At 71.3% G+C, this 20,568-nt stretch carries 23 protein-coding genes and 1 pseudogene; 12 read left to right on the forward strand and 12 right to left on the reverse strand.

Features of this window, described 5'->3' with window-relative positions; translation table 11 throughout:
• The first annotated feature begins 52 nt into the window (after positions 1-52).
• The 3 genes from ACICHK_RS01620 (at position 53) to ACICHK_RS01630 (ending at position 1,543) form a co-directional block, all read left to right on the forward strand.
• Entirely contained in the window at positions 53-718 is a 666-nt protein-coding gene (locus ACICHK_RS01620) for a DUF4389 domain-containing protein (protein ID WP_406835202.1), read from the forward strand.
• The gene (locus tag ACICHK_RS01625; protein ID WP_406835204.1) at positions 715-1,095 is read left to right on the forward strand and encodes a hypothetical protein; all 381 of its coding nucleotides are present in this window, start codon (positions 715-717) and stop codon (positions 1,093-1,095) included. Before ACICHK_RS01620 ends, ACICHK_RS01625 begins: the two co-directional genes overlap by 4 nt.
• Positions 1,096-1,399: 304 nt before the next feature.
• Entirely contained in the window at positions 1,400-1,543 is a 144-nt protein-coding gene (locus ACICHK_RS01630) for a hypothetical protein (RefSeq protein WP_406835205.1), read from the forward strand.
• Here ACICHK_RS01630 and ACICHK_RS01635 read toward each other — a convergent pair.
• The 8 genes and pseudogenes from ACICHK_RS01635 to ACICHK_RS01670 all read right to left on the reverse strand — a co-directional run bounded on the left by ACICHK_RS01635 (position 1,538) and on the right by ACICHK_RS01670 (position 8,324).
• Positions 1,538-1,969 (reverse strand): hypothetical protein, encoded by a 432-nt coding sequence (locus ACICHK_RS01635; protein WP_406835206.1) that lies wholly within the window; start codon positions 1,967-1,969, stop codon positions 1,538-1,540. The genes ACICHK_RS01630 and ACICHK_RS01635 overlap by 6 nt on opposite strands.
• The gene (locus ACICHK_RS01640; RefSeq protein WP_406841137.1) at positions 1,921-2,337 is read right to left on the reverse strand and encodes an ABC transporter ATP-binding protein; all 417 of its coding nucleotides are present in this window, start codon (positions 2,335-2,337) and stop codon (positions 1,921-1,923) included. Before ACICHK_RS01640 ends, ACICHK_RS01635 begins: the two co-directional genes overlap by 49 nt.
• Before the next feature lie 69 nt (positions 2,338-2,406).
• A complete protein-coding gene (locus ACICHK_RS01645) occupies positions 2,407-2,568 on the reverse strand; it encodes a hypothetical protein (protein WP_406835207.1) in 162 nt (53 codons plus the stop codon).
• Positions 2,569-2,586: 18 nt separating this feature from the next.
• Positions 2,587-3,054 (reverse strand): annotated as a pseudogene (locus ACICHK_RS01650) (carbamate kinase); the annotation flags it as partial.
• 30 nt (positions 3,055-3,084) lie between these two features.
• Entirely contained in the window at positions 3,085-5,742 is a 2,658-nt protein-coding gene (locus tag ACICHK_RS01655; protein WP_406835209.1) for a GDSL-type esterase/lipase family protein, read from the reverse strand.
• Positions 5,739-6,650: a hypothetical protein gene (locus ACICHK_RS01660; protein WP_406835210.1), complete on the reverse strand. Its 912-nt coding sequence runs from the start codon at positions 6,648-6,650 to the stop codon at positions 5,739-5,741. The genes ACICHK_RS01655 and ACICHK_RS01660 overlap by 4 nt, the downstream gene beginning before the upstream one ends.
• A gap of 170 nt (positions 6,651-6,820) precedes the next feature.
• Entirely contained in the window at positions 6,821-7,270 is a 450-nt protein-coding gene (locus ACICHK_RS01665) for a hypothetical protein (protein WP_406835211.1), read from the reverse strand.
• 256 nt (positions 7,271-7,526) lie between these two features.
• Positions 7,527-8,324, reverse strand: a complete 798-nt coding sequence (locus tag ACICHK_RS01670; protein ID WP_406835213.1) for a hypothetical protein — start codon at positions 8,322-8,324, stop codon at positions 7,527-7,529.
• Positions 8,325-8,580: 256 nt separating this feature from the next.
• Here ACICHK_RS01670 and ACICHK_RS01675 point away from each other — a divergent pair, with 256 nt between their 5' ends.
• Positions 8,581-9,348, forward strand: a complete 768-nt coding sequence (locus ACICHK_RS01675) for a MerR family transcriptional regulator (protein WP_406835215.1) — start codon at positions 8,581-8,583, stop codon at positions 9,346-9,348.
• Positions 9,349-9,404: 56 nt separating this feature from the next.
• A complete protein-coding gene (locus ACICHK_RS01680; RefSeq protein ID WP_406835217.1) occupies positions 9,405-10,127 on the forward strand; it encodes an SMI1/KNR4 family protein in 723 nt (240 codons plus the stop codon).
• Between the two features lie 32 nt (positions 10,128-10,159).
• Here the strand turns inward: ACICHK_RS01680 and ACICHK_RS01685 are convergent, their stop codons facing one another.
• Complete coding sequence (locus ACICHK_RS01685; RefSeq protein WP_406835218.1) at positions 10,160-10,306, reverse strand: hypothetical protein; 147 nt, start codon at positions 10,304-10,306, stop codon at positions 10,160-10,162.
• Positions 10,307-10,372: 66 nt separating this feature from the next.
• Between ACICHK_RS01685 and ACICHK_RS01690 the strand changes: the two genes are divergently transcribed.
• Complete coding sequence (locus ACICHK_RS01690) at positions 10,373-10,918, forward strand: hypothetical protein (RefSeq protein ID WP_406835220.1); 546 nt, start codon at positions 10,373-10,375, stop codon at positions 10,916-10,918.
• A 40-nt stretch (positions 10,919-10,958) separates the two neighbouring features.
• Here ACICHK_RS01690 and ACICHK_RS01695 read toward each other — a convergent pair whose 3' ends face one another.
• Complete coding sequence (locus ACICHK_RS01695; RefSeq protein WP_406835221.1) at positions 10,959-11,297, reverse strand: hypothetical protein; 339 nt, start codon at positions 11,295-11,297, stop codon at positions 10,959-10,961.
• Positions 11,298-11,658: 361 nt separating this feature from the next.
• Between ACICHK_RS01695 and ACICHK_RS01700 the strand changes: the two genes are divergently transcribed.
• Together ACICHK_RS01700 and ACICHK_RS01705 are read left to right on the forward strand one after the other, a co-directional pair.
• Positions 11,659-12,339, forward strand: coding sequence for an NADPH-dependent F420 reductase (locus ACICHK_RS01700; protein ID WP_406835222.1), 681 nt, complete (start codon positions 11,659-11,661; stop codon positions 12,337-12,339).
• A 142-nt stretch (positions 12,340-12,481) separates the two neighbouring features.
• Positions 12,482-12,943 carry a pyridoxamine 5'-phosphate oxidase family protein gene (locus ACICHK_RS01705; RefSeq protein ID WP_406835223.1) on the forward strand — a complete coding sequence of 154 codons (462 nt, stop codon included), beginning with the start codon at positions 12,482-12,484 and terminating at the stop codon, positions 12,941-12,943.
• A 163-nt stretch (positions 12,944-13,106) separates the two neighbouring features.
• On the opposite strand, the gene ACICHK_RS01710 is transcribed toward ACICHK_RS01705, so the two are convergent.
• Positions 13,107-14,216: an FAD-dependent oxidoreductase gene (locus ACICHK_RS01710; protein ID WP_406835225.1), complete on the reverse strand. Its 1,110-nt coding sequence runs from the start codon at positions 14,214-14,216 to the stop codon at positions 13,107-13,109.
• A gap of 70 nt (positions 14,217-14,286) precedes the next feature.
• Here ACICHK_RS01710 and ACICHK_RS01715 point away from each other — a divergent pair, with 70 nt between their 5' ends.
• The 4 genes from ACICHK_RS01715 (at position 14,287) to ACICHK_RS01730 (ending at position 19,840) form a co-directional block, all read left to right on the forward strand.
• The gene (locus ACICHK_RS01715) at positions 14,287-14,967 is read left to right on the forward strand and encodes a TetR/AcrR family transcriptional regulator (RefSeq protein WP_406835226.1); all 681 of its coding nucleotides are present in this window, start codon (positions 14,287-14,289) and stop codon (positions 14,965-14,967) included.
• 249 nt (positions 14,968-15,216) lie between these two features.
• Positions 15,217-15,834, forward strand: a complete 618-nt coding sequence (locus ACICHK_RS01720) for a hypothetical protein (protein WP_406835227.1) — start codon at positions 15,217-15,219, stop codon at positions 15,832-15,834.
• 203 nt (positions 15,835-16,037) lie between these two features.
• Positions 16,038-18,272, forward strand: coding sequence for a DUF4139 domain-containing protein (locus ACICHK_RS01725; protein ID WP_406835229.1), 2,235 nt, complete (start codon positions 16,038-16,040; stop codon positions 18,270-18,272).
• 8 nt (positions 18,273-18,280) lie between these two features.
• Positions 18,281-19,840, forward strand: a complete 1,560-nt coding sequence (locus ACICHK_RS01730; protein ID WP_406835231.1) for a mucoidy inhibitor MuiA family protein — start codon at positions 18,281-18,283, stop codon at positions 19,838-19,840.
• A gap of 181 nt (positions 19,841-20,021) precedes the next feature.
• Here ACICHK_RS01730 and ACICHK_RS01735 read toward each other — a convergent pair whose 3' ends face one another.
• Positions 20,022-20,555, reverse strand: coding sequence for a 2'-5' RNA ligase family protein (locus ACICHK_RS01735; RefSeq protein ID WP_406835232.1), 534 nt, complete (start codon positions 20,553-20,555; stop codon positions 20,022-20,024).
• Positions 20,556-20,568: the final 13 nt, after the last annotated feature.

The raw sequence follows: 20,568 nt of genomic DNA on the forward strand, positions 1-20,568 counted from the left end.
GCCCAGACCCGTCCGGTGGGAACGGGTCCGTAAGCCGAAGGAGCTGATCGCCATGACGACTCTTGCCGGGGTACCGGAGCGTCCGGTCCGGGTGAACGCGGTGCTGGATGCGCCGCTGTCCCGGTGGCTGTGGCTCGTGAAGTGGATCCTTCTCGTCCCGCACTACGTGGTGCTGTTCTTCCTGTGGATCGCGTTCACCGTGGTGAGCGTGATTGCGTTCTTCGCCATCCTGTTCACCGGTCGCTATCCGCGCACCCTTTTCGACTTCAACCTGGGGGTGCTGCGCTGGAGCTGGCGGGTCGCCTTCTATTCGTACGGAGCGCTGGGCACCGACCGCTATCCGCCGTTCAGCCTGGGCGAGGAACCCGACTACTCGGCCCGGCTGGACATCACCTACCCCGAACAGCTCTCCCGCGGCCTGGTACTCGTGAAGTGGTGGCTGCTGGCCATCCCGCACTACATCGTCATCGGCTTCTTCCTCGGCGACTGGCACCTCGGCTGGTGGGCCGGCGGCCTCGTCGCCGTGCTGGCGTTGATCGCCGCCGTGACCCTCGCCTTCACCGAGACATACCCGAAGGATCTGTTCGCCCTGATCGTCGGCCTGAACCGGTGGGTACTGCGGGTCTCCGCTTACGCCGCCCTGATGACCGACGTATACCCGCCGTTCCGGCTCGACCTGGGCGGCACCGAACCGGACGGACCGGAGGAGCTGTCATGACCACCTTTGTGGTGGGGGCGTTCCTGATCGTGCACGGGCTGCTGCACCCCGGCGTGTGGACAGCACCCCAACAGCCCGACCAGCCGTCCCCGTTCGACCCCGGACACTCCTGGGCGCTGACCGCCGCCCACGTCTCCGCCACCTTGGCCAGAGCCACGGCGCTGGCCATCGCCTGGTACACCGCCCTGGTGTACGCCGTCGCCGGCGCCGGGGTGCTCGCGGGCAGCGACTGGTGGCCCACGGCCGCGCTGGTCGCGGCGGCGAGTGGGCTGGTGCTCAAGGCGTTCTGGTTCGACCCGTGGCTCAGCGTCGGCGTACTGCTGGACGTGGGCGTCATCGCAGCGGTGGCATCCGCCTGGCCCGGCTCCCTCTACTGAGCTGCTGCCGCCACCGGCTGCGCGACCGACAACAGGAACCGACCCACATGGGAACGCCAAGGTCCCGCTCTCGCGCCCGCCATCAGGACCGACACCGGTCCACGGACTCCCGGCAGCCCTGTGACCAGCAACGCACGATGAACACACGGCCTGTCTATGCCGCCTTCAGTGCTTCGAGCAGGGGCCCTCGCGCCGCTGCGGAGTGCTGAGTTGCGGCAGATCCGTCCGGCGAAGCGCAGCAGCAGGCCACTGAAAGCGATCGTCGACCCCAGCGACAGCAACCTGCCACAGTGGGGCGACACCCATGGCGATGCGCATCGGCATCAATACCGGCGCGCACGGCGACAGTATGGACAGCCAGGTCACCAGCCCGCTGTCCGGGCTGAAGGGCACCTGCGAGACGCCGACCACCCAGGCCAGGAACAACGGTGCGGCACCGACATCATGAGCCCGCCGACGTCCTCCTGGCGGGACACCGTGGTCCCAGCGCCGCGAACACCAGCGCGTAGAGGGCGAATCCAGACACGTGCCACCCCAGCACCCAGGCGACGGTGCCGATCGAGGGGCTGATCATGCCGGTGGCCAGGCCGACGCCGAGTACGGCCGGGACGACGAGCTGCTGCAGCCTGGTGCCCCGATGCCGGCCACCTTGCCCGCCTTCACCTGCCCGACCCCCTGAAGGGTGGTCGGCAACGGTGCCCGCGGTGGTCTTCTGTCCGAGCCGGGCGGCGGTGACCTCAAGCATCGGCGTCGTCGAGGTGTCCAGGAGGATCAGAAAGGCCTTGCCGCGCGCCCTCGGCGTACTTCGCCCCAGCACCTTGCTCATCACGTCCACGGCCATCGGGTCCAAACCCGAGAAGGGATCGTCCAGCACCAGGATCTCCGGGTGGTGTACCAGCCCGCCACGAACTGCACCCGCTGCTGGTCGCCCAGGCTCAGCCTCTGCACTTCGTCGCCGACCCGGCCGTCCACGCCGAGCCTTCCGGTCCACTCTCTCGTGGTCCTCGCCGCGTCGGTGCGGCTCAGCCCATGCAGCCTGGCCAGGTATTCCAACTGCTCGCCGACCCTCATCCGCGGATACAGCCCGCGCTCCTCCGGCATGTGCCCGATGCGGCTGCGGGTCTTCAGGGTGACCGGTGACCCGTCCCGGCGCACCTCCCCCGCTTCCGCCGCCAGCACGCCCGGCGCGATCCGCGTGGTGGTGGTCCTGCCCGCGCCATTGCTGCCGACGAAACCGAAGATCTCCCGCTCCCCGGCGTGAAATGATCACCATGTGGACAGCTCGGTCATCTCGCACCAACGAGGTGGCGCCTACCGGTCTTCGAGGTCGAGCAGGTCGGAGACGAGTGCGCCGAAGGCGCCCACCTGTTCGGACCGCGGACCGGACGACCGCGCACCGGACTCGGCCATCCAGCCTGTGGCGAGGGCTCCTGCCGCGTGCACCGCCCGCCCCAGGGGAGCCGTCGGCTGCATCGCACGGCCTGAGGCGTTTCAGCCGACGGCCAGATCAGGGCGCACCAGGGTCCCCGACGTCCCGTGGACGATCTCGTACGCGGCATCCAGCGCGCCGATCGCGGCCAGGGCACCGGTGCGTTCGACGAAACGGGCGGCGGCTTCCGTCTTGGGGCCCATGGAGCCGTCGGGGAAGCCGCCTTGACGCAGGTCGGCGGGGGTGGCGTCGAGGACGGGCTTGGGGTCGGGGGTGCCGTAGCCGTCGTAGACGCACGGCACGTCGGTGAGGATGAGCAGGAAGTCGGCCTTGAGGTCCTCGGCGAGCAGGGCGGCGGTGAGGTCCTTGTCGACGACCGCCTCGACGCCCCTCAGCGCGCCGGTGTCGTTGTCGGCGGTGACGGGGATGCCTCCGCCGCCGGCGCAGATGACCAGGGTGCCTCCGGCCAGGAGCTCGTGGATGGTGTCCGTCTCCAGGATCCGCTCGGGTGTGGGTGAGGGGACGACGCGGCCCGCGAGCACGTCGGGTGGCTCCTGGCCTCAGCCGATGGGCGCGGCCGCGGCCGGGTCCCTCTGCGCGTCGGCGGCCCGGCCCAGCTTCAGCAAGGACTCCTCGGCCGGATCCGGCACCTCGCGGCTGCTGCCGGACGGTGACGGGGCGCCGCCGGTAGACGGCGGCGGGAGCGGCACGTGGACGCAGGAGGACTTGCCGGACTCCAGTTCGCCGTTGATCGCGGTGATGCAGAACTCGAAGTTCCAGTTGCCCGGGAACAGGAAGGCGATCTGGTGCTCGGGGCCGTCCGTGACGTACGGGCCCTGCGTGTTCGAGCCTTCGGGCGCGTTCACGCTGCGCACCCACACCCGGTACCCGGCCGCCTCCGGGGACCCCTTCCAGTTCAGCTGGACGGTGGTGGCGTCGATGGACTTGACCGTGACGTCCGTCGGGACGGGGGGTGTCCCCGCACCGATGGTCACGGACCGGGCCGTGCCGGGGAAGCCGCCGCCAGCCCGGTTCCAGGTCGCGACCGCGACGAGGTAGTGGTGGCCCGGCACGAGTCCGTCGAGGTGCGCGGACGTTCCCTTGACGCCCGTGCTGCCGATGAACGACCCGGGCACGTCCCTGTCCCAGGTGATGATCTGGTACCGGTCGATGCTGTCGGTGTACGGGCCCTTCGCCGCGTCCCAGGACACGTCCACGCCCGTCGCGGTCGCCCGCGTGACGATGTTCCCGGGCGCGGCGGCCGTCTCGGGGTGCGAGGTGGCGCCGGCCATCTTCCAGGCCGAGGTGCCGTCGGTGTAGTTGTAGGCGCGGACCTGGTACTCCCAGGTCCAGCCGTCCTGGGTCCAGGTGGTGTCGAAGCGGTTGGACGGGACGATGGCCCGGTTCCAGTCGGAGGCGCCCACGACCCGGTAGAGGACCTCGTACCCGCGGGCGCCGAACACCGGGTTCCAGGTCACCTTGATCCCGCTGGGGACGGACTCCGCCTTGAGTCCCGACACCGGGGAGATCGGCCGCGCGGGGAACGCAGGGATGTGGTCCGGGGTCGACTGCCCGATCCCGAACTCCTCGTTGAGGGTGCGCGCGTAGGCGTAGGCGATCTGGTACTCACCCGTGAGGTTGGGGTGCAGGCCGTCGTAGCCGGCGGGGCATCCGGTCGTTCTGCAGCCGTAGGCCCTTTCCCAGTCGACCAGTTCCACCGGGGAGTTGGAGGTGCTCCAGGTCGGGACGGCGTCCTTGAGCAGGGCGTTGTACTGGTTGGTCTTGTCGACCAGGTCCTGGCGGCCGTCGATGAAGAGGCGGTGCGGGACGTTCGCCACGGCCATCTTGACGTCCGGTTTCGCGGCGCGGGCCCGGTCGACGAGGGCTTTCATGCTGTCCAGCGTCCCCTTCGCGTCGCTCACGAACCAGCCCATGTCGTTGAAGCCGAGGCCGAAGAGGATCAGGTCGGGTTCGTACTGCGCGACCATCGGCCCGATCAGGTCCTTGTCCTGGGCGGCCTGGCGGCCCCACACGGCGAAGTGGTCGCTGTCGAAGCCGGGCGCGATGTCCTGGTGGTAGGCGCCGGAGACGGGCGGGTTCGCCACCGAGGGGTTCTCGGGCGGTTCGTTCTGGAGCCGGGGCGGAGCGGGCGGGCCGGTCGGGTCGGGCTGCTTGGTGCCACGGTAGGGGCCGACGAAGTCGACGGGCACGTGCTGGTCCTTGAACCACTGCCACAACCGGTACCGCCAGGTCCAGTCGCCCTCCATCCCCTCGCTCATGGAGTCCCCGACCACCATCACCTTCAACGGCGGGTTCGTGGTGGGGTTCCCGCCCGCGCCCGGCGTGTCGTCGATGCCGCTGTCGTCGACCACCAGGTCGGCGGGGTTCACCACGACGTCGGCGGGGGCGACGATGTCGCCGGAGTCCCACAGGGCGGCCAACTGGGCCACGTAGCCCAGGGTCATGGCCCTGTAGCCGTCGTCGTTGGGCACTCCGTCGGCGTCCTGGGTGGTGTCCACGAAGCCGGCGTCGTGGGGGAAGGCGATCGGGACCTGCCGTACCGGCTGGCCCGCCCGGAGCGCGGAGGCGATGACCGCGCTCGACCGCGCGAGGTAGGAGGAGGCCCCGGTGTACATCTTGTCCCGGACGGCCGGCGTCCTGGACGGGACCGGATCGCCGACCAGCACCATCGTGCGGGGCAGGACGAAGTGGATCTGTTCGAGCAGGACGCGCAGTCGGTCCGCCTCCTGGGAGGCCGTCAGGTCTTCGTCGTCGGTGAGGTCGTTGGCGACGTCGAGCTGGAGCAGCACGACGTTGGGTCTGTAGGTGCGCAGGTCACCGACGAGGTGCTGGCGCAGCTGGTCGATGTTCTGGCCGGGGAACGCCTCCTCCTCGTTGTCGTCGTCCGTGACGCTCCCTCTGCCGACGGGGCCCACGTAGTCGAAGCTGGTCGTGCCGGCGTCCGCCGTACTCGCCAGGCTGCTCCTCTGGTCGAGGTACTCCTGGCATCCCGTCCCGTACCTGTGTATGAGGCATTCGCGCGCCGGGCCGCGCATGCCGCCGTACCTGTAGGGGATCGTCCGCCCGTTGCCGCCGTCGATCGCGAAGCCGCCGGTCGCCAGCGGGCTGTACTCCGCCACGCTGCTCGTCGGCGCGGGTGCGGGGCGGACCCAGACCGGCTGGTGGTCGGAGCCGCCCAGGCTGGGCTGCGCGCTCACCCTGTAGCTGCCGCGGTCCGAGGTCGTCCCGCGTAGTCCAGTTCCCGGCCGCTTCGGTGGGTGGGCTGTCCGCTGTTCAGGACCCGGGGAGCCAGGCCGTTCGGTGTGGTGATGATCGGCCAGTCCTCGCGCTGGGTCAGACCCCTGCCGTCCTCGGTCTCGGGCCTGACGTTGAAGTCCGCGCCCACCGTCCAGTCGTAGCGTCGGCCCTCCGGTTCAAGGGCTTCGACGCGGTCACCGATGGCGTCCAGCATGTGCACCGCGTCGTCGCCGCCGCCGGACAGCGCGTGATAGCTGAAGTACCAGTCGTCCCCCTGGCGGATACCGAGGGAGGGCCGGTTGCGCCCGCTGCTGTGGTCGGCTTCCACCACCGTGGCGTCGGTGATCTGGCTTTGCGACATCACGATCGTGTTCACCCGGCCGCCCGAGTCATCGGGATCATCGGGATTGTTGGTCTGCAGGAAGAGCAGGTACCACCTCGAGGGCCGCATGCTGGAGCGCCACTCGACATAGGTGACGAGGCGGTTGCCCTCCGTGCCCCGAGGGTTGGGCAGCTGTGCCGAGTTGTCCGGCGTTCCGGCTCCCACTTCCTGGAGCATGACGACCTGGGGGTACCTGGCTTCCCTGAGGATCGACGGCATGTAGTCGGTCCACAGGTTCACCCCCTCGGTGGTCGCTCCCTGCATGTTCCAGGTGAGGAAGGGGGTCTCGTTCGGAGGGAGCGCATGGGCCGGGGCGGCGGCCAGGACGGTGAACGGCACCACCACAAGCGCGAGCAACAGTGCCTGGACCGTGCCGAGGACGAGGGATGCGACGCGCGGTCCGCCGGACCGTGCCCGGGCGGACCTCCTTGTCCCCGATCGTCTGCGGGCCAGGCCCGGCGGGCGGGGCGCGATCTGTAAGACCATCGACTGGATTCGTCTTCCATCCGACTTGATCATGACAAACGCGAAGGTATCCCATATCCGTCGAACTGCCGCTTCCGGAGCCGGTTTTCAGACGCCGGGACTCGTCGGCCGACACACTTCGATGCCGGCCGCCGCCAAGCCGTCGACGGGGCAAGGGCTGCGGGAGTCCGTCAGACGCGGATCCAGCAGTAGAGGCGATGCCCTCGCTCGACCGCCCGGCCCGTCAGGCCGACGGCCCGCTCGAGGAACTCCGCGAGGCCGTCCGGGTCCGGCGGTACGGGGAACACGTCCGACGCGGCCCACGCCCGGGCGACGTCGTGCAGCGAACCGTGATCAGCGGCAGCGAGCGCGTCACGCAGGGCGTCCGTCAGCGACAGGCACAACAATTGTCCGTCGTCGGCCGTCGCGATCAGGTGGCCGTGCCTCGGGTCCGCCCGGACGGTCTCGGCCGACCGGCCCGAAAGGATCACTTCCGCCGGGAGCAGGTCGACGGTCGGATCCATGCCGTTGACGTCGAACCCGTCGTAGCCCGTCGCGGTCGATTCGCCGTCCTCGCGCACCACGGCCCGGACCGCGTCGCCATCGTCAGCGGCGGCGAAATAGCCATAGATGACTCCCATGCGGCGATCCTGCCATCCACCCCTGACAACCGCTCTCGGCCGACGCCCGCTCCGGAGGAACCACACCGTCTTCATCCGGTGGGTCAGCGGTGGCGCATGAGGGTGAGGGCGATGACGGCGGAGGCGAGAGGGTGACGGCCGTCGCCCTCGGCCGGGTTCCGGGGCGGCCGCCGTGCGGCGCGAGGGCCACCACGGAGGTCCGGTGGAAGGGCGCACGGTCCGGTCGACCGCGTCCGCCCTCCCACCGGGTCCCGGATCAGCCGAGCTTGGCCGCCTGGGCCTTGATGAGCGCGGCCGGCACGCTGTAGGCGATCGCCTTCTTGCCGTCCTCGGCCAGGGCCGCGAGGCTGAGCGAGTAGTACGTCGCGACGGTGTTGCCGTGACGCGCGACCTCGGCGTGCACGATCAGCGGGGACCCGTCCGCGTCAGCGGTCGCCGCGAACGCCACCGACTCGTCACCGTTCCCGGAGGCCTTCTCCCCCACGACCTTCGAGAACTTCTGCGGATCGTCCCCGCCCGTGGCGGTGAAGCCGCTGCCGCAGCCCTTGATCGCCTCGGAGACCGACGACATGGTCTCCTTCGCGCCGTCCCCCTCGTACGAGGAGAGCGAGACGAGGGTCGTCGTCGAACCGAGTGCGTCGGTGACGGAGTCCAGCGCCTTCTCGAGCTCCTCCGGCGACATGTCCTCCATGTTCTTGGTGGGGGACGCCGCCGCCTTGGCCGCCGGGTCCTCATGGGCCGTGCGGTTCACGTAGGAGGCCGAGTCGCCCGGCGCGAAGCCGGTGAGGACGTACGCGAGAGGCGCGCACTTCTCGTCGACGACCTTGACGTCCTCCTTGGCGGCGGCGAACGTCTCGGCCTTGCCGAGCGGAGCGACCTTGAAGCCCTTGACGTCGGCCGTCGTGACGATCAGTTTGCCCAGCTCGCTGTCGCTGAGGGGCTTCGCGGCGGCGGCCGAGTCCTTGCCGCCCTTGCCGCTGTCCTTGCCGTCGGAACCCGACCCGGACCCGCTGTCGGAACAGCCGGTGACCAGGGCCAGGGAGAGGACGGACACAACCGCTGCGGCTCCGGTACGAGGCCGCGCGAATCTCTTCATTATTTCGAAAATTCCTTCGACTATGGGGAGTTGCAGGGGAAGTCTGAGGTCAAGGTCAAAGGATCGTCAAGTCGATTCGTCCGGAGCGGCACGTTGGGCCCGGCGTTCGGCAACTCCTCATCCGTTTCCGCCCGTTCAGACGTGGTTTGACGTGCCGTCATCAGCCGTTGCCGCGGGTTGAACCTCACGCGAGGTGAGGATGCATCGTGGATCCATGACCGCATCTGCAACCTGGAAAGTGGGCCGGCTCGCGGAGGCCAGCGGGCTGACCGTGCGCACGCTGCACCACTGGGACACCATCGGCCTGCTCAGCCCCTCCCGGCGCACCACGGGAGGTCACAGGGAGTACACCGAGGACGACCTCGTCCGTCTCTATCAAGTGCTGGCGCTGCGCGATCTGGGTCTCTCCCTGGACAGCATCGCCGTCTGCCTCGACGCCGGGGTGGATCCGATACGACTGGTCCGCGACCATCTGACCGGCGTGGAGGCGTCCATCGCCGCGCTCGGCGTGCTGCGGGAGCGGCTCGCGCTGCTCGAAGCCGCACTGGCCTCGGGCCGAGAGCCAGGTGCCACGGCTCTGTTCGACGCGCTGGAGGCGATCGGTGGCACCGGCCAGGAGGGCGAGCACGCGCTGGGCCGTCATCTGGATGCCGACCAGATGCAGACCCTGCGGACACGTGCCGGGGCCCTCGGACCTTCGATGCGTTATCTGCTGGAGGTCGAGTGGCCGGAGTTGTACCGCAGGGCCGAGCGGCTCCGGACGGCCGGGACCCCTGCCACCGATCGAAGAGTGCGTCGGCTGGCCGCTCGCATGGACGAACTCAGCACGCTGTTCACCGGCGGCGACACCGGCATCTCCGCCGGAGTGCGGGCCGCATGGCACGACGATCCGGTCGCCCTGTCGGGAGACCCCGACGCTCCGGCCGACGACTGGCGTGAGCTGGCCGGGTACCTGGACCGCGCTCGCCGCGGCACCGCATGACCCGCGCCCACCGAGATCGCCGATGTCATCCCCCTGAACGCGGTAGCGTCCTCGGCATGCTGGACGGTCCTGATGTGTCGACGGCGCTGCGCGGCGGAGTGCGCACCCGCTTCCAGGCGTGGGAGTTCGTGCGCTGGTACGCCGATGCGTGGATGGACCGTCCGCTACGGCCGGAGGACGGCTGCACGACGGAGGAACTGGCGGACGCGGAGGACGATCTGGGCTTCGAGCTGCCGGCGGCGTTGAGCGAGGGGTACGCGCTGTTCGGCCGCCGGGACGACCTGACCCGGCAGCAGGACCCTCTGGTCCGGCCCGCGGGCCTATACGTCGATGACGCCTCGGACGGCATCCTGGTCTTCCGCCGCGAGAACCAGGACTGCGCCTCCTGGGGAATTCCGCTCGCCCGGATCGGGCAGGGCGACCCACCGGTGGTGGTCGAATCGCACCAGGGCTGGATCCCCTTCCTCGACCGGATGTCCCTGGCCTGGGTCGAACTGGTGCTGAGCGAATCGCTCTTCGGGACGGACAGCCGCTACGACGCCTGCGAGCTGCCCGACGCGTCGATGCCGAATCTCCACGCCCGCTATGCCCGGGTGGACCTGCCCGACCTCCCGATGTGGGCGAGCGAGGACGACTCGCCGGTGCGCTGGTACGCGGCCCCCGGCAGACTGGTACGCCGTGACGGACTTCAGGACCAGTCCTGGGTCCACGCGCGCGGGCACACGTTTTCCGATCTTGAGACCATCCGTGAAGAGCTGCCGGGCCCCTGGGTCGGATGAAACCGCGCCCACCACCGGCAGGAGCGCGTTCGTCACGCGGGATCGTACGGCGTGCGCGCTTGCGGGCAGCGGCAGAGACAGCCGAGGAGTTCGTCGAACAGGTTCCGCGAGATGGCGGTGCGGCGCTCGGCCGGTGTCCCGCTGGTGGTCGTGGCGGGCGTGTGGTCCGGCGGTTCCATGACACTTCTGCCGGGTAGGGCGCCCTCGGGCGGGGGAGCGAGTGGCGGGGGCGTCGTATGGGGCGGGTGGACCGGACGTGGTCCTGGCGGGTGGTCGGCGGTCTCGCCGTGCTGTGGCTGGTGGGGAGCCTGGGCGTGGTCTGGCTGCTGTTCGGCGCCCGACTGGTCGCACTGACCGGCATCGCCGGGCCGACCGGCACTTTCGTGGTCACCGACTGCTTCGAGGGGCTGGAGGACACCGACACCCATTGCCGGGGCCGGTACACGCCGTCCTCCGCGTCTACGGCCGCCGGTGCGGAGGCGTCACGGCCGATGCTGCTCCGCTCCGCCTCCGACGACTTCCGGCCGGGCACCCGACGCGAGGTCCGGCTCGTCGGTGACGTGGTCTTCGAACCCTCGCCGCTCGACGCCGCCGAATACGTCACCTTCGCCGGCTGGACGGCCGTCACCCTGGGTCTGCCCGGCCACTGGCTGCTCGCCTCCTCCCGTCGAGGGCGCTTCCTCAACGGCGAGAACTACGTCTTCGTCTGGCTCGCCTCTCTGTTCGGCGCCATCGCCCTCGGCATCATCGCCCTCCCGGTGGCCTGGCTCCTGGTGACCGTCCGGGGGTAGGAGAAGCCACGGGCTCGCCCAGGGCGACATGGACCGGGCCCTAGTCCTCGCCGAACTCCTCGGCGAGGAACTCCACTTCGCTCGGTCCGATGATGGTCAGCCATTGCAACGCGCAGCGGTTGGTGTGGTGTTGCAGGAGGTGGCGGGCCTCGTCCGGCCACGGGCCGTACTGGGGCAGTTCCCGCACGACGACCTCGTCCACGAAGTCGGCGTCCGGGTCGGCGATGTCGACCCTGGCGTGCACGATGCCCACAAGTCGCAGTGTCGCACTGGCATTCTCCGAGCTCAGCTCGATGACAGCCTCGCTGGGTCGCAGATCGCCCCGAAGGACGATCGACGTCAACCAGCAGAACTGGCCGCGCAGTTGCTCAAGGCTCACGGCTGCACACTATCCCGGGCGATTCCCGACAGGGCCGTTCCGTCGGACCGGGGTCGGCTTTCCCGGACCGCACAGGGCCAGTTCCGGGGTTCTGCATCACTCCCGGTGCCGGAGCCCCACAGGGTCACCACCGCCGTGACGCATGAATGGTCATGGCAGCGACCGTTCCCGGGCGTCGTCGGCCGGCCACACCCCGTGGCGCTCGCGAACGGTCCTCCACGGCCCGAACCGCTCCGGCGGATCACCGCGTTCCCCCGCCCCGCACCACGAGAACGAGCAGGTCAGGCGCCCGTCACACGGTCACCGGAAAGTTCCTGGCCGACGGCGGAATCAGCGGCCGCGACGCGAGGTTGTGATTGCCATGGCGACTCTTGGACTCATCGGCAGTGGAAACATCGGCGGCACGCTGGCCCGGCTGGCGGTGGACGCCGGCCTGGACGTGGTGCTCAGCAATTCGCGCGGCCCCGAGACCCTCGGCGACCTGGTCTCCGACCTCGGCCCGCGGGCCCGCGCGGCGACCCCCGCGGAGGCCGGCGCGGCGGGTGACTGGGTGGTGGTGACCGTACCGCTCAAGGCGTTCGACCAGATCCCGGTGGCTCCGTTGTCCGGGAAGACGGTCATCGACACCGGCAACTACTACCCGCAGCGGGACGGCGAGATCCCCGCGCTGAAGGACGGCTCCACCACGGAGAGCCAACTGCTCCAGGGCCACCTGCCGGACGCGCATGTGGTGAAGGGGTTCAACAACATCTTCTTCCGCCACCTGGGCGCGCTGGCCCGCCCGAAGGGAGCACCCGACCGCACCACGCTGCCCATCGCGGGCGACGACCCGGCCGCGGTGGCACACGCCGCCGAACTGCTCGACCTGCTCGGCTTCGACGCGCTGGCGTACGGCGGCCTCGCCGACAGCTGGCGCTCGCAGCCCGGCACCCCGGTGTACGGACTGCCGTACGCGGGCGACGCCGCCGACTTCATGAACGCCGAGGCCACCCCGGCCGGAGCCGACGTCGTCCGTGCCCGGCTCGAGGCCGCCACCCGCTGACACCCGCGTCACCCGCTGACACCCGCCTCCGCCGCGCCGAAGTCGGCCGACCCGAGCCGAAGGACGAGGGGGTCATCGGTCTCCGGGAGTAGGTCCTGCGCCTCAGGCGCGTCCCGTGCCTGCCTGGCTAGGGTCGGTCCTCATGGAGACCACGGAAATCGTTCGCCGCCGGACGGCGGAACGCGTGCGCGACACCCTGGAGCGGCTCGCCACCGAGCGGGACGTATGGATGTCGACGGCTCACCCCGATCGCGGGCCGCACCAGGTGCCGCTGTGGTTCTTGTGGGACGGGCGCGCGGTGTGGACGTGCACCGGCGCCGCTTCCGTGACGGCGCGGAACGTCCGCGAGGAGCCGCGTGTACGCCTGTCGCTGCCGGACACCTTCGACGTGGTGCTCCTCCAGGGGGAGGCGGAGTGCTTCCCGGACCAGGAGGTGCCCGAAGGCGCGGCGGAGGCGTTCACCGCCAAGTTCGGGTGGGATCCGCGCGCGGAAGAGGGGTCCTTTCTGTACATACGCGTGGTCCCGAGGACCGTGCGCGCCTGGCACGGCGAGCCGGAACTGCGCGGGAGGGTCGTCATGCGCGACGGGACGTGGCTCGGATAGCGGCCACCCCCGCGGGTGGGGCGACCGGGAGGAAGCCTCCGGGATCACGGGCATCACTATTGGACCGAAGCGGTCGGACTCCCGTCCGCCCGCTTCGGTCCGTTCGCGGCGCGTGCCGTGGAACGGCTGCCGGAAGGCGGCGCCGAAGCCCTTCGGGGCGCCCTCAGTCGGGCTGGAAGAACGCGAGCACCTTCTGGGCGGCGTCCGGCGACGCCAGCAGGTCGTGCATGCGCGCGGACATCCGGGCGGCGGCGCCGGCGCGTTCGAACATCTCGCGTTCGTATTCTTTGACGGCGGCGGGAAAGTCGTCCGGGTGCGCGGCCAGCGCGAGACCGAGCAGGGCACCGTCGAGCAGCGCCATGTTGGCGCCCTCCCCCACCGGGGGCATCAGGTGCGCGGCATCGCCGACCAGCGTGACGTCAGGCGCCGACGGCCAGGTCAGGCCGACCGGGAGGGTGGTGATCGACCGCGGCACGATCGTGTCGTCGCAAGCCTCGATCAGCGCGGTGAACCGTGAGTCCCAGCCGGGGAGCAGCTCGATCAGCCGCGCCCGGGCGGCGGCCGGGTCGTCGAACGGGATCCCGCTGGTGGCGAACCAGTCCTCGGCGGTGTTGTAGAAGCTGATGCCGATGCGGACGCGGCCGTCGCCGTTGCGCTGCGCGGCCAGGGATATCCCGTTGCCGAGCGCCCAGTAGGTGCCGCGCCCGACCATCGCCGCGAGGTCGGGGTGCGTGCGGTCGATGTCGGGGATGCCGACCTCGACGACGTTGTGGCCCATGTGCACCGGGCGGGCGTCGGTGAGCAGCGGGCGGACCCGGGACCGCGCGCCGTCCGCGCCGACCAGCAGGTCGTACGGCGCGCTGCCGCCGTCGGCGAAGTGCAGTCGGCCGTCGTCGGCGGACCGGAACGCGTGCCCCCAGCGCACGGTGCCTTCGGGAAGGGAGTCCAGCAGCAGGTCGCGCAGGTCGGCGCGGTCGACCTCGGGTCGCAGGAGCGGGGCGTCGTCGGGCGTGTCCTCCTGGAGCAGCAGGGTGCCGTCCGGTTCGAGGAGGCGCATGTCCTGGCCTTCACCGCGGGCGATCTCGTAGAACCCGTCGATCAGACCGGCCTCGCGCAGCGCCCGTTGGCCGGAGTGGATGTCGAGCATGCCGCCCTGACCGCGCGCGCCTCGTGACGACTCACGTTCGTACACGACGGAATCCATGCCGTTCACGTGCAGCACGCGGGCGAGCGCCAGGCCGCCGAGGCCGGCTCCGACGATGGCTATGGTCATGGTTGCCCCTCCTCGATACACCGTATCTTTCGATACACTGTATCGCTCGATGCGTTGTATCGTTGGCGGCATGTTGGTGTGGGAGAGACCGGAGCCACCGAATCGGCCCGTGCCGGCCTCGTTGAGCCGGGAACGGATCGTGCGGGCGGCGATCGATCTGGCCGACGCGGACGGCCTGGAGGCCGTGTCGCTGCGCAAGGTCGCCACCGCGCTGGACGTCCGTCCGATGCGGCTGTACGGCTACATCGCCGGCAAGGAGGAACTGCTCGACCTCATGGTCGACGCCGCCTACGCCGAGATCCGGGCGACCGGAGACGGCTGGCGGGAGGCTCTCCGGTCCCATGCCGAAGCCACCCGTCGCGCCGCTCACGAACACGAATGGCTCGCCGACCTCCTGGGTGGCCGACCCCAGCTCGGGCCGCACTCCCTGGCCAGCGGGGAGACCGTGCTGGCCGCGCTGGGCGACGTCGACGTGGACTCCGTCATGCCGATGGTCGCCGCGGTCAAGGCGTACGTGATCGGCGCGGTGCGTCGGGAGATCGCCGAGCGGCGTGCCGAACGGGCCACCGGGATGGACGAGAAGCACTGGCAGGCCTCGCTCGGGCCCTATCTGCAGCGGACCCTCGCCACCGGCCGATTCCCCGCGCTGGCCACGGTGGTGCGCGACGCCGCACACCTGGACGCCGACCAGACCTTCCGGACCGGCCTCGACTTCCTGCTCGACGGCATCGAAGCCCGCATCTCGAAGTGACACGCGACTGACGGACCGGACCGGTCAGGGAGCGCCGGGTCGGTGACGCCCGGTGCGTTCCGAAGGACGACCGCCCGCTTCCTCCTCGGCCGGAATCCACACCGTCGCCCCGATGTGACCGGGCACACCCCCAAGTGGCGCGCCCTGCCCTTGATTCCCGGAACGTCACGGCCAGGGCGAACATCCTCAAGGACGGAAAGTCTCGCCCCACGCCGTGTCCGCGCGGCGTTCGACGGAGTCCGAGGAAGCATGACCAGACGTGAATCCGTGCTGCGGCACGGATGGCGGGGGGCCGGAACGGGTCCTGGTCGTCCGCCCCAGGAGCACCGGACGAGGGCGGGGGCCCCGGCGCGCGGCCCGCTGTCCGCGGCACTGGCGATCGGTGTGCTGCTCGCGGCGCTGACCGGGTGCTCGTCCACGGACGACATCCGCTATGCCGAGGACTACGCCCGCCATGAACCCCTGCACGTGCTCGGCTACCCCTCCACCGGCTCACTCGGCGTCACGCAACAGCTCGTCTGGCGGATCGCCGACGATTCCCCCGACCGGCTCGCGGCACTCGCCACGAGTGACAGCAGCGAGGACACCGCACGCAGCACGGCCGACAACTGGATCGAGGCGTTCGGGAAGGGAGCGGGAGGGAAAGTCGCAGCCGACTTCTACGACGAGGGCTCCGAGCGTCAGACCGTCGTCCTGTACTTCCAGGACACCGGGCAGAGGAAGGAGATCAACGTGCGTCTCGACGGGAACGGGGGTGACGACGGCTGGCACGTCCTGATGGACGAGCCGTCCATGAAGGAAGCCACGGTGGAGCCGGCCTGGGCGCCTCGGACCCCGGGCGGCTCGAGGTCGTCCCACATCCGCTGACCCTTCCCCGTACGGCCGCGGCGCCCTCGCACCCGTGTCGCGCGTGCCGTCCGCATCCGTGTCGCGCGTGCCGTCGCGGCCCGCCCGGCGCGCTCGCGGAACCGGTCGCCCCCGGTCACATGGGTTCCATCACATTCCCCGGAAAGCGCGGATCGCCTGGACGTAGGCTTCGCTCAGCACGGGCGCAGCGGGGGACGGAGCACATGACGGCTGAGACGGCGCACAGGTGGGGGTCGGCCCTCGATTCGGTCGTGGTGTACGCGCAGGGCGCGGTCTGCCGCCGTTTGGCGCGGGGCAGCGTGCCGCCGGACGGCCGCGTCCGGGTGACGGGACTGCCGCGCTCGCTGGACCCCGGGTCGTTGCGGGCTCGTGTCACGGGCGCCTCCGGGCTGCGCGTCATCGAGGTACGGGTGGAAACCGAGGCCGAACCGCTCGACGCCGCCGTGCCCGACACCTTGCGGGGCGAGGTGGAGCGGTTGCGCGAGGAGCACGCGGCGGCGCAGGGACGCCGGGACCGGCAGTTGGGTCTGATCGAGGAGGTCGGGGCCCTACGGCCGGTCGCGCCGCCCCGCGGTCCGGACGCCCCGCACCGCCGCACCCCGGTCGACGCGTGGCTGGAGCTCGCCGAGTTCGTCGACGAGCGGCTGACCGGGCTGCACACCCGTCTCGTCGAACTGGAGGAGGCTCTGGGCGACGTGGAGCACAGGCTCCGTCTGGCCACCGACCGGCTCGCTCGCGCCTCCACCGACACGCCGGACACGCAGGTGGAGACCACGGTCTCGGCGGTCGTGACCTTCGACGGCACCGGTGACGCGGAAGTGGAGCTGGAGTACGGGGTTCCGGGCGCGGTATGGGTGCCGGCCTACCGTCTCACCCACCATCAGGGCGACAGCAGCGGCCGTCTGGTGCTGCGCGCCTCCGTCGCCCAGCGCACCGGCGAGGACTGGACCGGCGTACGGATCGCTCTGGCCACCGCCGACCTGCGTCGCCGCACCGACCTGCCCAGGCTGCGCTCCCTGCGGATCGGACGCCGCCAGCCCTCCCCCGCGCCTTCCGGCTGGCGCGAGCCGCCGACGGGGTTGGCCGATCTGTTCGCCGGGTACGACGGAGCGGGCCCCCGCCCCGCCACGGCCACCGCTCCCCTGCCCGTCGGGGGCGGCACCGTCGCCGCGGCGGGCGGCTTCGCGTCCGCTCCCGTTCCGCCACCGCAGCCGGTGCCGCCGGGGTACGGCCAGCCGCTCGCCGGGGCGTCGCCGACCCTTCTGGGTCACGGCCGGCCGTTCGCCGGAGGGTCACCGGCGGCTCAGGGCCAGGGCCGGCCGTTCACCGCGGCGCCGTCGGCACCTCAGGGGTACGGCGCGCCGTCCCCTTCCTTCTCTCCCGACAGCGCGTACCCGGAGGTCTTCGACAGCGGCGTGGGGGACTTCACGCCGCCGGCCCCGTCCCGACCGGCGAGCGCGGTCCCGTCCCGACCGGGGAGCAGGTCGCGTACAGGCGCGGCCTGGCCGGAGGCCCCCGCCGCCTCCGCCGCCGCGCCGCCTCCCTCGGCGCCCGCCGCCCCCGACCGGGATGCACCACAGCCGCCGTCGGCGGCGCCCGGTCCGCCGCAGCCGAGCGGTGCCGAACTCGACTACGCCGTCCTCGTCCTGTGCGGTCCCGACGGGCAGGGCGGTCGCCGAGGGAGGCTGTTCCCCGACTCCTCCTTCGATCCGGTGGCGGCCGAGCACCGCCGCCGCGCCGAAACGGTGGCCACGCTGCCGCTGCCCGGACACGCCGTACGGCCCCGCGAATCGGCCGGTTCCTTCGACCACCGCTTCGACGCCGTCGCCCGCGCCGACATCCCCTCAGACGGCACCTGGCACACCGTCACCGTCGGCGAGATCCCGGTCGGTCTGCGCACCGACTACCTCTGCGTGCCGTCCGTGGAGCAGACCGTGTACGCGACGCTGGTGCTCTCCAACTCCACCGACCAGGCGCTGCTGGCCGGCCCGATGGAGGTGAGCGTCGGCGACGACTTCCTGCTGACGACCGCGCTGCCCACGCTCGCCCCCGGCGGGGTGCGCCGGGTGGGGCTCGGGCCGGCCGAGGGCGTCCGGGTGACCCGCCGCACGAACCTGCACGAGTCGACGTCGGGGATGCGCGGCACCACCACCGTGCTCGACCACCGGATCCATGTGGAGCTGACCAACCGGCTCGCCGGGCCCGTCACCGTCGAGGTCCGCGAGCGGGTCCCGGTCACCTCCGACGCGGACATCCGGATCGAGGAACGGGCCGACTGGGCCACGCCCCGGGACGAGGCGGAAGGGGAACACCACGCGCCCGGCACCCGCCTCTGGCGGGTGGACCTGCCCGCCGGCGCCACCACCGCCCTAGACGGCGGCTACGAGATCCGCATCCCGTCCGCCAAGGCCCTGGCCGGCGGCAACCGCAGGAGCTGACCCACCCCATGTCCACGGCACCGGAACCGATCCCCCTCCCCGTCACCGCGGTCACCTGCCTGGAGGACCGCGCCCATGTCGAGCGCACCACCGCGCTCGACCTCGAGGCCGGAGTCCAGCGGCTGCGTCTGGGGCCCGTCAGCGCGCTGGTCGTCGACCGTACGCTCCACGCCGAGCTGACGGCCGAACACCCGGCGACCGTGCTCGACGTGCGGATCGTCCGCAGTTGGACTCCGCGCGGACCCCGGCCCGGCGACGACGACTCCGCCCTGCGCCACCGCGTGCACGCTCTCGAAGAGGAGCTGCTCGCCCTGGGCCGGAAGCGCGACCGGCTCCAGGCCCGCCTCGACGCACTCGGCCGTCTCGCCGCCGATCTGCTGCGGGAGATCGGCGAGGGCGCCGGCTCCGGCGAGACGGAAGGACCCCGCTGGGCCCTCGAACTGGACCGTGTGGACGACGATCGCGACTCCTACGGCGAGCAACTGCGCGCCCTGGAAGCCCGTCTGGCCTCCCTCACCACCGAACTCGTCAGGGCCCGACAGGCCATGAACCTCGCCGAGCAGGAGCCCGCCGAGCAGACCGGCGTCGTCGAACTGACGGTGGAGGCCTCGGTCGCCGGGCCGGCCGAACTGCGCTTGAGCCACCTCACCGCGTGCGCGCTGTGGCGGCCCTCCTACCGGGCCGTGCTCGACGGGGACCGTCTCACGCTGGAGACCGAGGCGACGGTCTGGCAGCGCACCGGCGAGGACTGGTCGGACGTACGGTTGACGCTGTCGACCGCCCGCTCCGCGCTGGCCACCGATCCGCCCCGGCTGAGCGAGGACCGGCTCACGCTCCAGGACCGCTCCTCCGCGGAGCGCCGGACCGTCGACGTCGAGCTGCGCGAGGAGGAGATCGCGGACCTCGGTCCGGCCCCCGTGCTCGGCCTGCCGGGAGTGGACGACGGCGGCGAGGTACGGGTGCTGCACTCCCCCGCACCGGTCGGTGTGCCCGCGGACGGCCGCGCCCACCGCGTGCCGATCTCCTCCTTCACCACGACCGCGAGCAGCGAGTACACCTGCGCACCCGAGCTGTCCCCGCTGGTGACGCACGTGGTGCGGTTCGACAACCTGTCCGGCCACACCCTGCTCGCCGGTCCCGTCGACCTCGTCCTCGGCAGCCGGTTCAGCGGTCGCGGCACCCTGGACTTCACCGCTTCCGGCGCTCCTGCCGAACTCGCCTACGGCAGCCGCGACGACCACCGGGTCACCCGGCACAGCGACGAGACCCGTGACACCGCCGCGATCAGTCAGCGCACCGTGCTCACCCGCACGGTCCGCGTGCACCTGTCCCGGTTCTCCACCCCCGACGAACACGACGAGCGAGTGATCGTCCTCCGCGAACGGATTCCGGTCTCGGAGATCTCTGCGGTGCAGACCCGGCTGCGTGAAGAGGCCTGCTCCCCCGCCCCCGACACCGTCGACGCCGACGGCATCGCCCTCTGGAACCTCGCCCTGCCTCCCAACGGCCGGCGCACCGTCACCCTGGTCTACGAAGTGACGGCGAGCGCCAAAGTCACCGGGCTCTGAGCCTGGTGACGGTTCTCGGGAGCGGCGCTGCCCGGTAGAGCCGCGCGGCACCCGCCCGTATGCCGCGGGCGGCGGCGAGGACGAGGAGGGCGACGACGGCGGCGCGGTCGTGCCGGGCGCGCGATACGGACCTGCGAGCGGTCCGCGCGGATCGTGCAGTTCTCCCACGTCCACAGGCCGCTCAGGGACGGGGCTCCAGCACCTCCAGGGCACCGGTCTCGGTGTCGTAGCTGCGCAGGGTGGTGAGCCGGACCGACAGCGGCGGCGCCGGCAGCAGTTCGGGGACTCGCCGGTCGGCGAAGGCGCCGGCCCGCCGGGAACGGCCGAGGGTGACGTGCGGGCTCCAGTGCGCGGGGTCGTGGAGAGGGTTGAGGGTCTCGGGCGGACTGTCGGAGGCCACCGCGTCCCACACCCGGTCGTGCAGGCCGGCCAGCGCGGAGTCGAGGTCAAGGCCCCAGGCCAGCACCGAGGTCGGCCGCTCGAAGCGGACCACGCCGGTGAATCGCACCGGCAGGGGCAGGGCGGCGGCCGCCTCGGCCAGTTCCCAGCGGATCGGGGCGGTCAGCTCCGGGCAGGAGGCCAGGGTGAGGTGCGGGCTGTTGGTCGGTGAGCGGTGACGCGCCTGACTGGGCAGTCCCGCATCTGCCAGCCGTCGCCAGGCTTCCCGGACCGCGAGGTCCGCCTCCTCGTCCAACAGGACCTCGACCGTACGCACCGACGCAGCTTAC

Source organism: Streptomyces sp. AHU1 (assembly GCF_045343905.1).
Lineage (GTDB): Bacteria > Actinomycetota > Actinomycetes > Streptomycetales > Streptomycetaceae > Streptomyces > Streptomyces triticiradicis.

Excerpts from the sequence above, each read along its gene's own strand:
- ACICHK_RS01620 (WP_406835202.1), top strand. The coding sequence starts at position 53 with ATGACGACTCTTGCCGGGGTACCGGAGCGTCCGGTCCGGGTGAACGCG.
- ACICHK_RS01625 (WP_406835204.1), top strand. The coding sequence starts at position 715 with ATGACCACCTTTGTGGTGGGGGCGTTCCTGATCGTGCACGGGCTGCTG.
- ACICHK_RS01630 (WP_406835205.1), top strand. The coding sequence starts at position 1,400 with ATGGCGATGCGCATCGGCATCAATACCGGCGCGCACGGCGACAGTATG.
- ACICHK_RS01645 (WP_406835207.1), bottom strand. The coding sequence starts at position 2,568 with ATGCAGCCGACGGCTCCCCTGGGGCGGGCGGTGCACGCGGCAGGAGCC.
- ACICHK_RS01660 (WP_406835210.1), bottom strand. The coding sequence starts at position 6,650 with ATGGTCTTACAGATCGCGCCCCGCCCGCCGGGCCTGGCCCGCAGACGA.
- ACICHK_RS01665 (WP_406835211.1), bottom strand. The coding sequence starts at position 7,270 with ATGGGAGTCATCTATGGCTATTTCGCCGCCGCTGACGATGGCGACGCG.
- ACICHK_RS01675 (WP_406835215.1), top strand. The coding sequence starts at position 8,581 with ATGACCGCATCTGCAACCTGGAAAGTGGGCCGGCTCGCGGAGGCCAGC.
- ACICHK_RS01680 (WP_406835217.1), top strand. The coding sequence starts at position 9,405 with ATGCTGGACGGTCCTGATGTGTCGACGGCGCTGCGCGGCGGAGTGCGC.
- ACICHK_RS01685 (WP_406835218.1), bottom strand. The coding sequence starts at position 10,306 with ATGGAACCGCCGGACCACACGCCCGCCACGACCACCAGCGGGACACCG.
- ACICHK_RS01700 (WP_406835222.1), top strand. The coding sequence starts at position 11,659 with ATGGCGACTCTTGGACTCATCGGCAGTGGAAACATCGGCGGCACGCTG.
- ACICHK_RS01705 (WP_406835223.1), top strand. The coding sequence starts at position 12,482 with ATGGAGACCACGGAAATCGTTCGCCGCCGGACGGCGGAACGCGTGCGC.
- ACICHK_RS01710 (WP_406835225.1), bottom strand. The coding sequence starts at position 14,216 with ATGACCATAGCCATCGTCGGAGCCGGCCTCGGCGGCCTGGCGCTCGCC.
- ACICHK_RS01715 (WP_406835226.1), top strand. The coding sequence starts at position 14,287 with ATGTTGGTGTGGGAGAGACCGGAGCCACCGAATCGGCCCGTGCCGGCC.
- ACICHK_RS01720 (WP_406835227.1), top strand. The coding sequence starts at position 15,217 with ATGACCAGACGTGAATCCGTGCTGCGGCACGGATGGCGGGGGGCCGGA.
- ACICHK_RS01725 (WP_406835229.1), top strand. The coding sequence starts at position 16,038 with ATGACGGCTGAGACGGCGCACAGGTGGGGGTCGGCCCTCGATTCGGTC.
- ACICHK_RS01730 (WP_406835231.1), top strand. The coding sequence starts at position 18,281 with ATGTCCACGGCACCGGAACCGATCCCCCTCCCCGTCACCGCGGTCACC.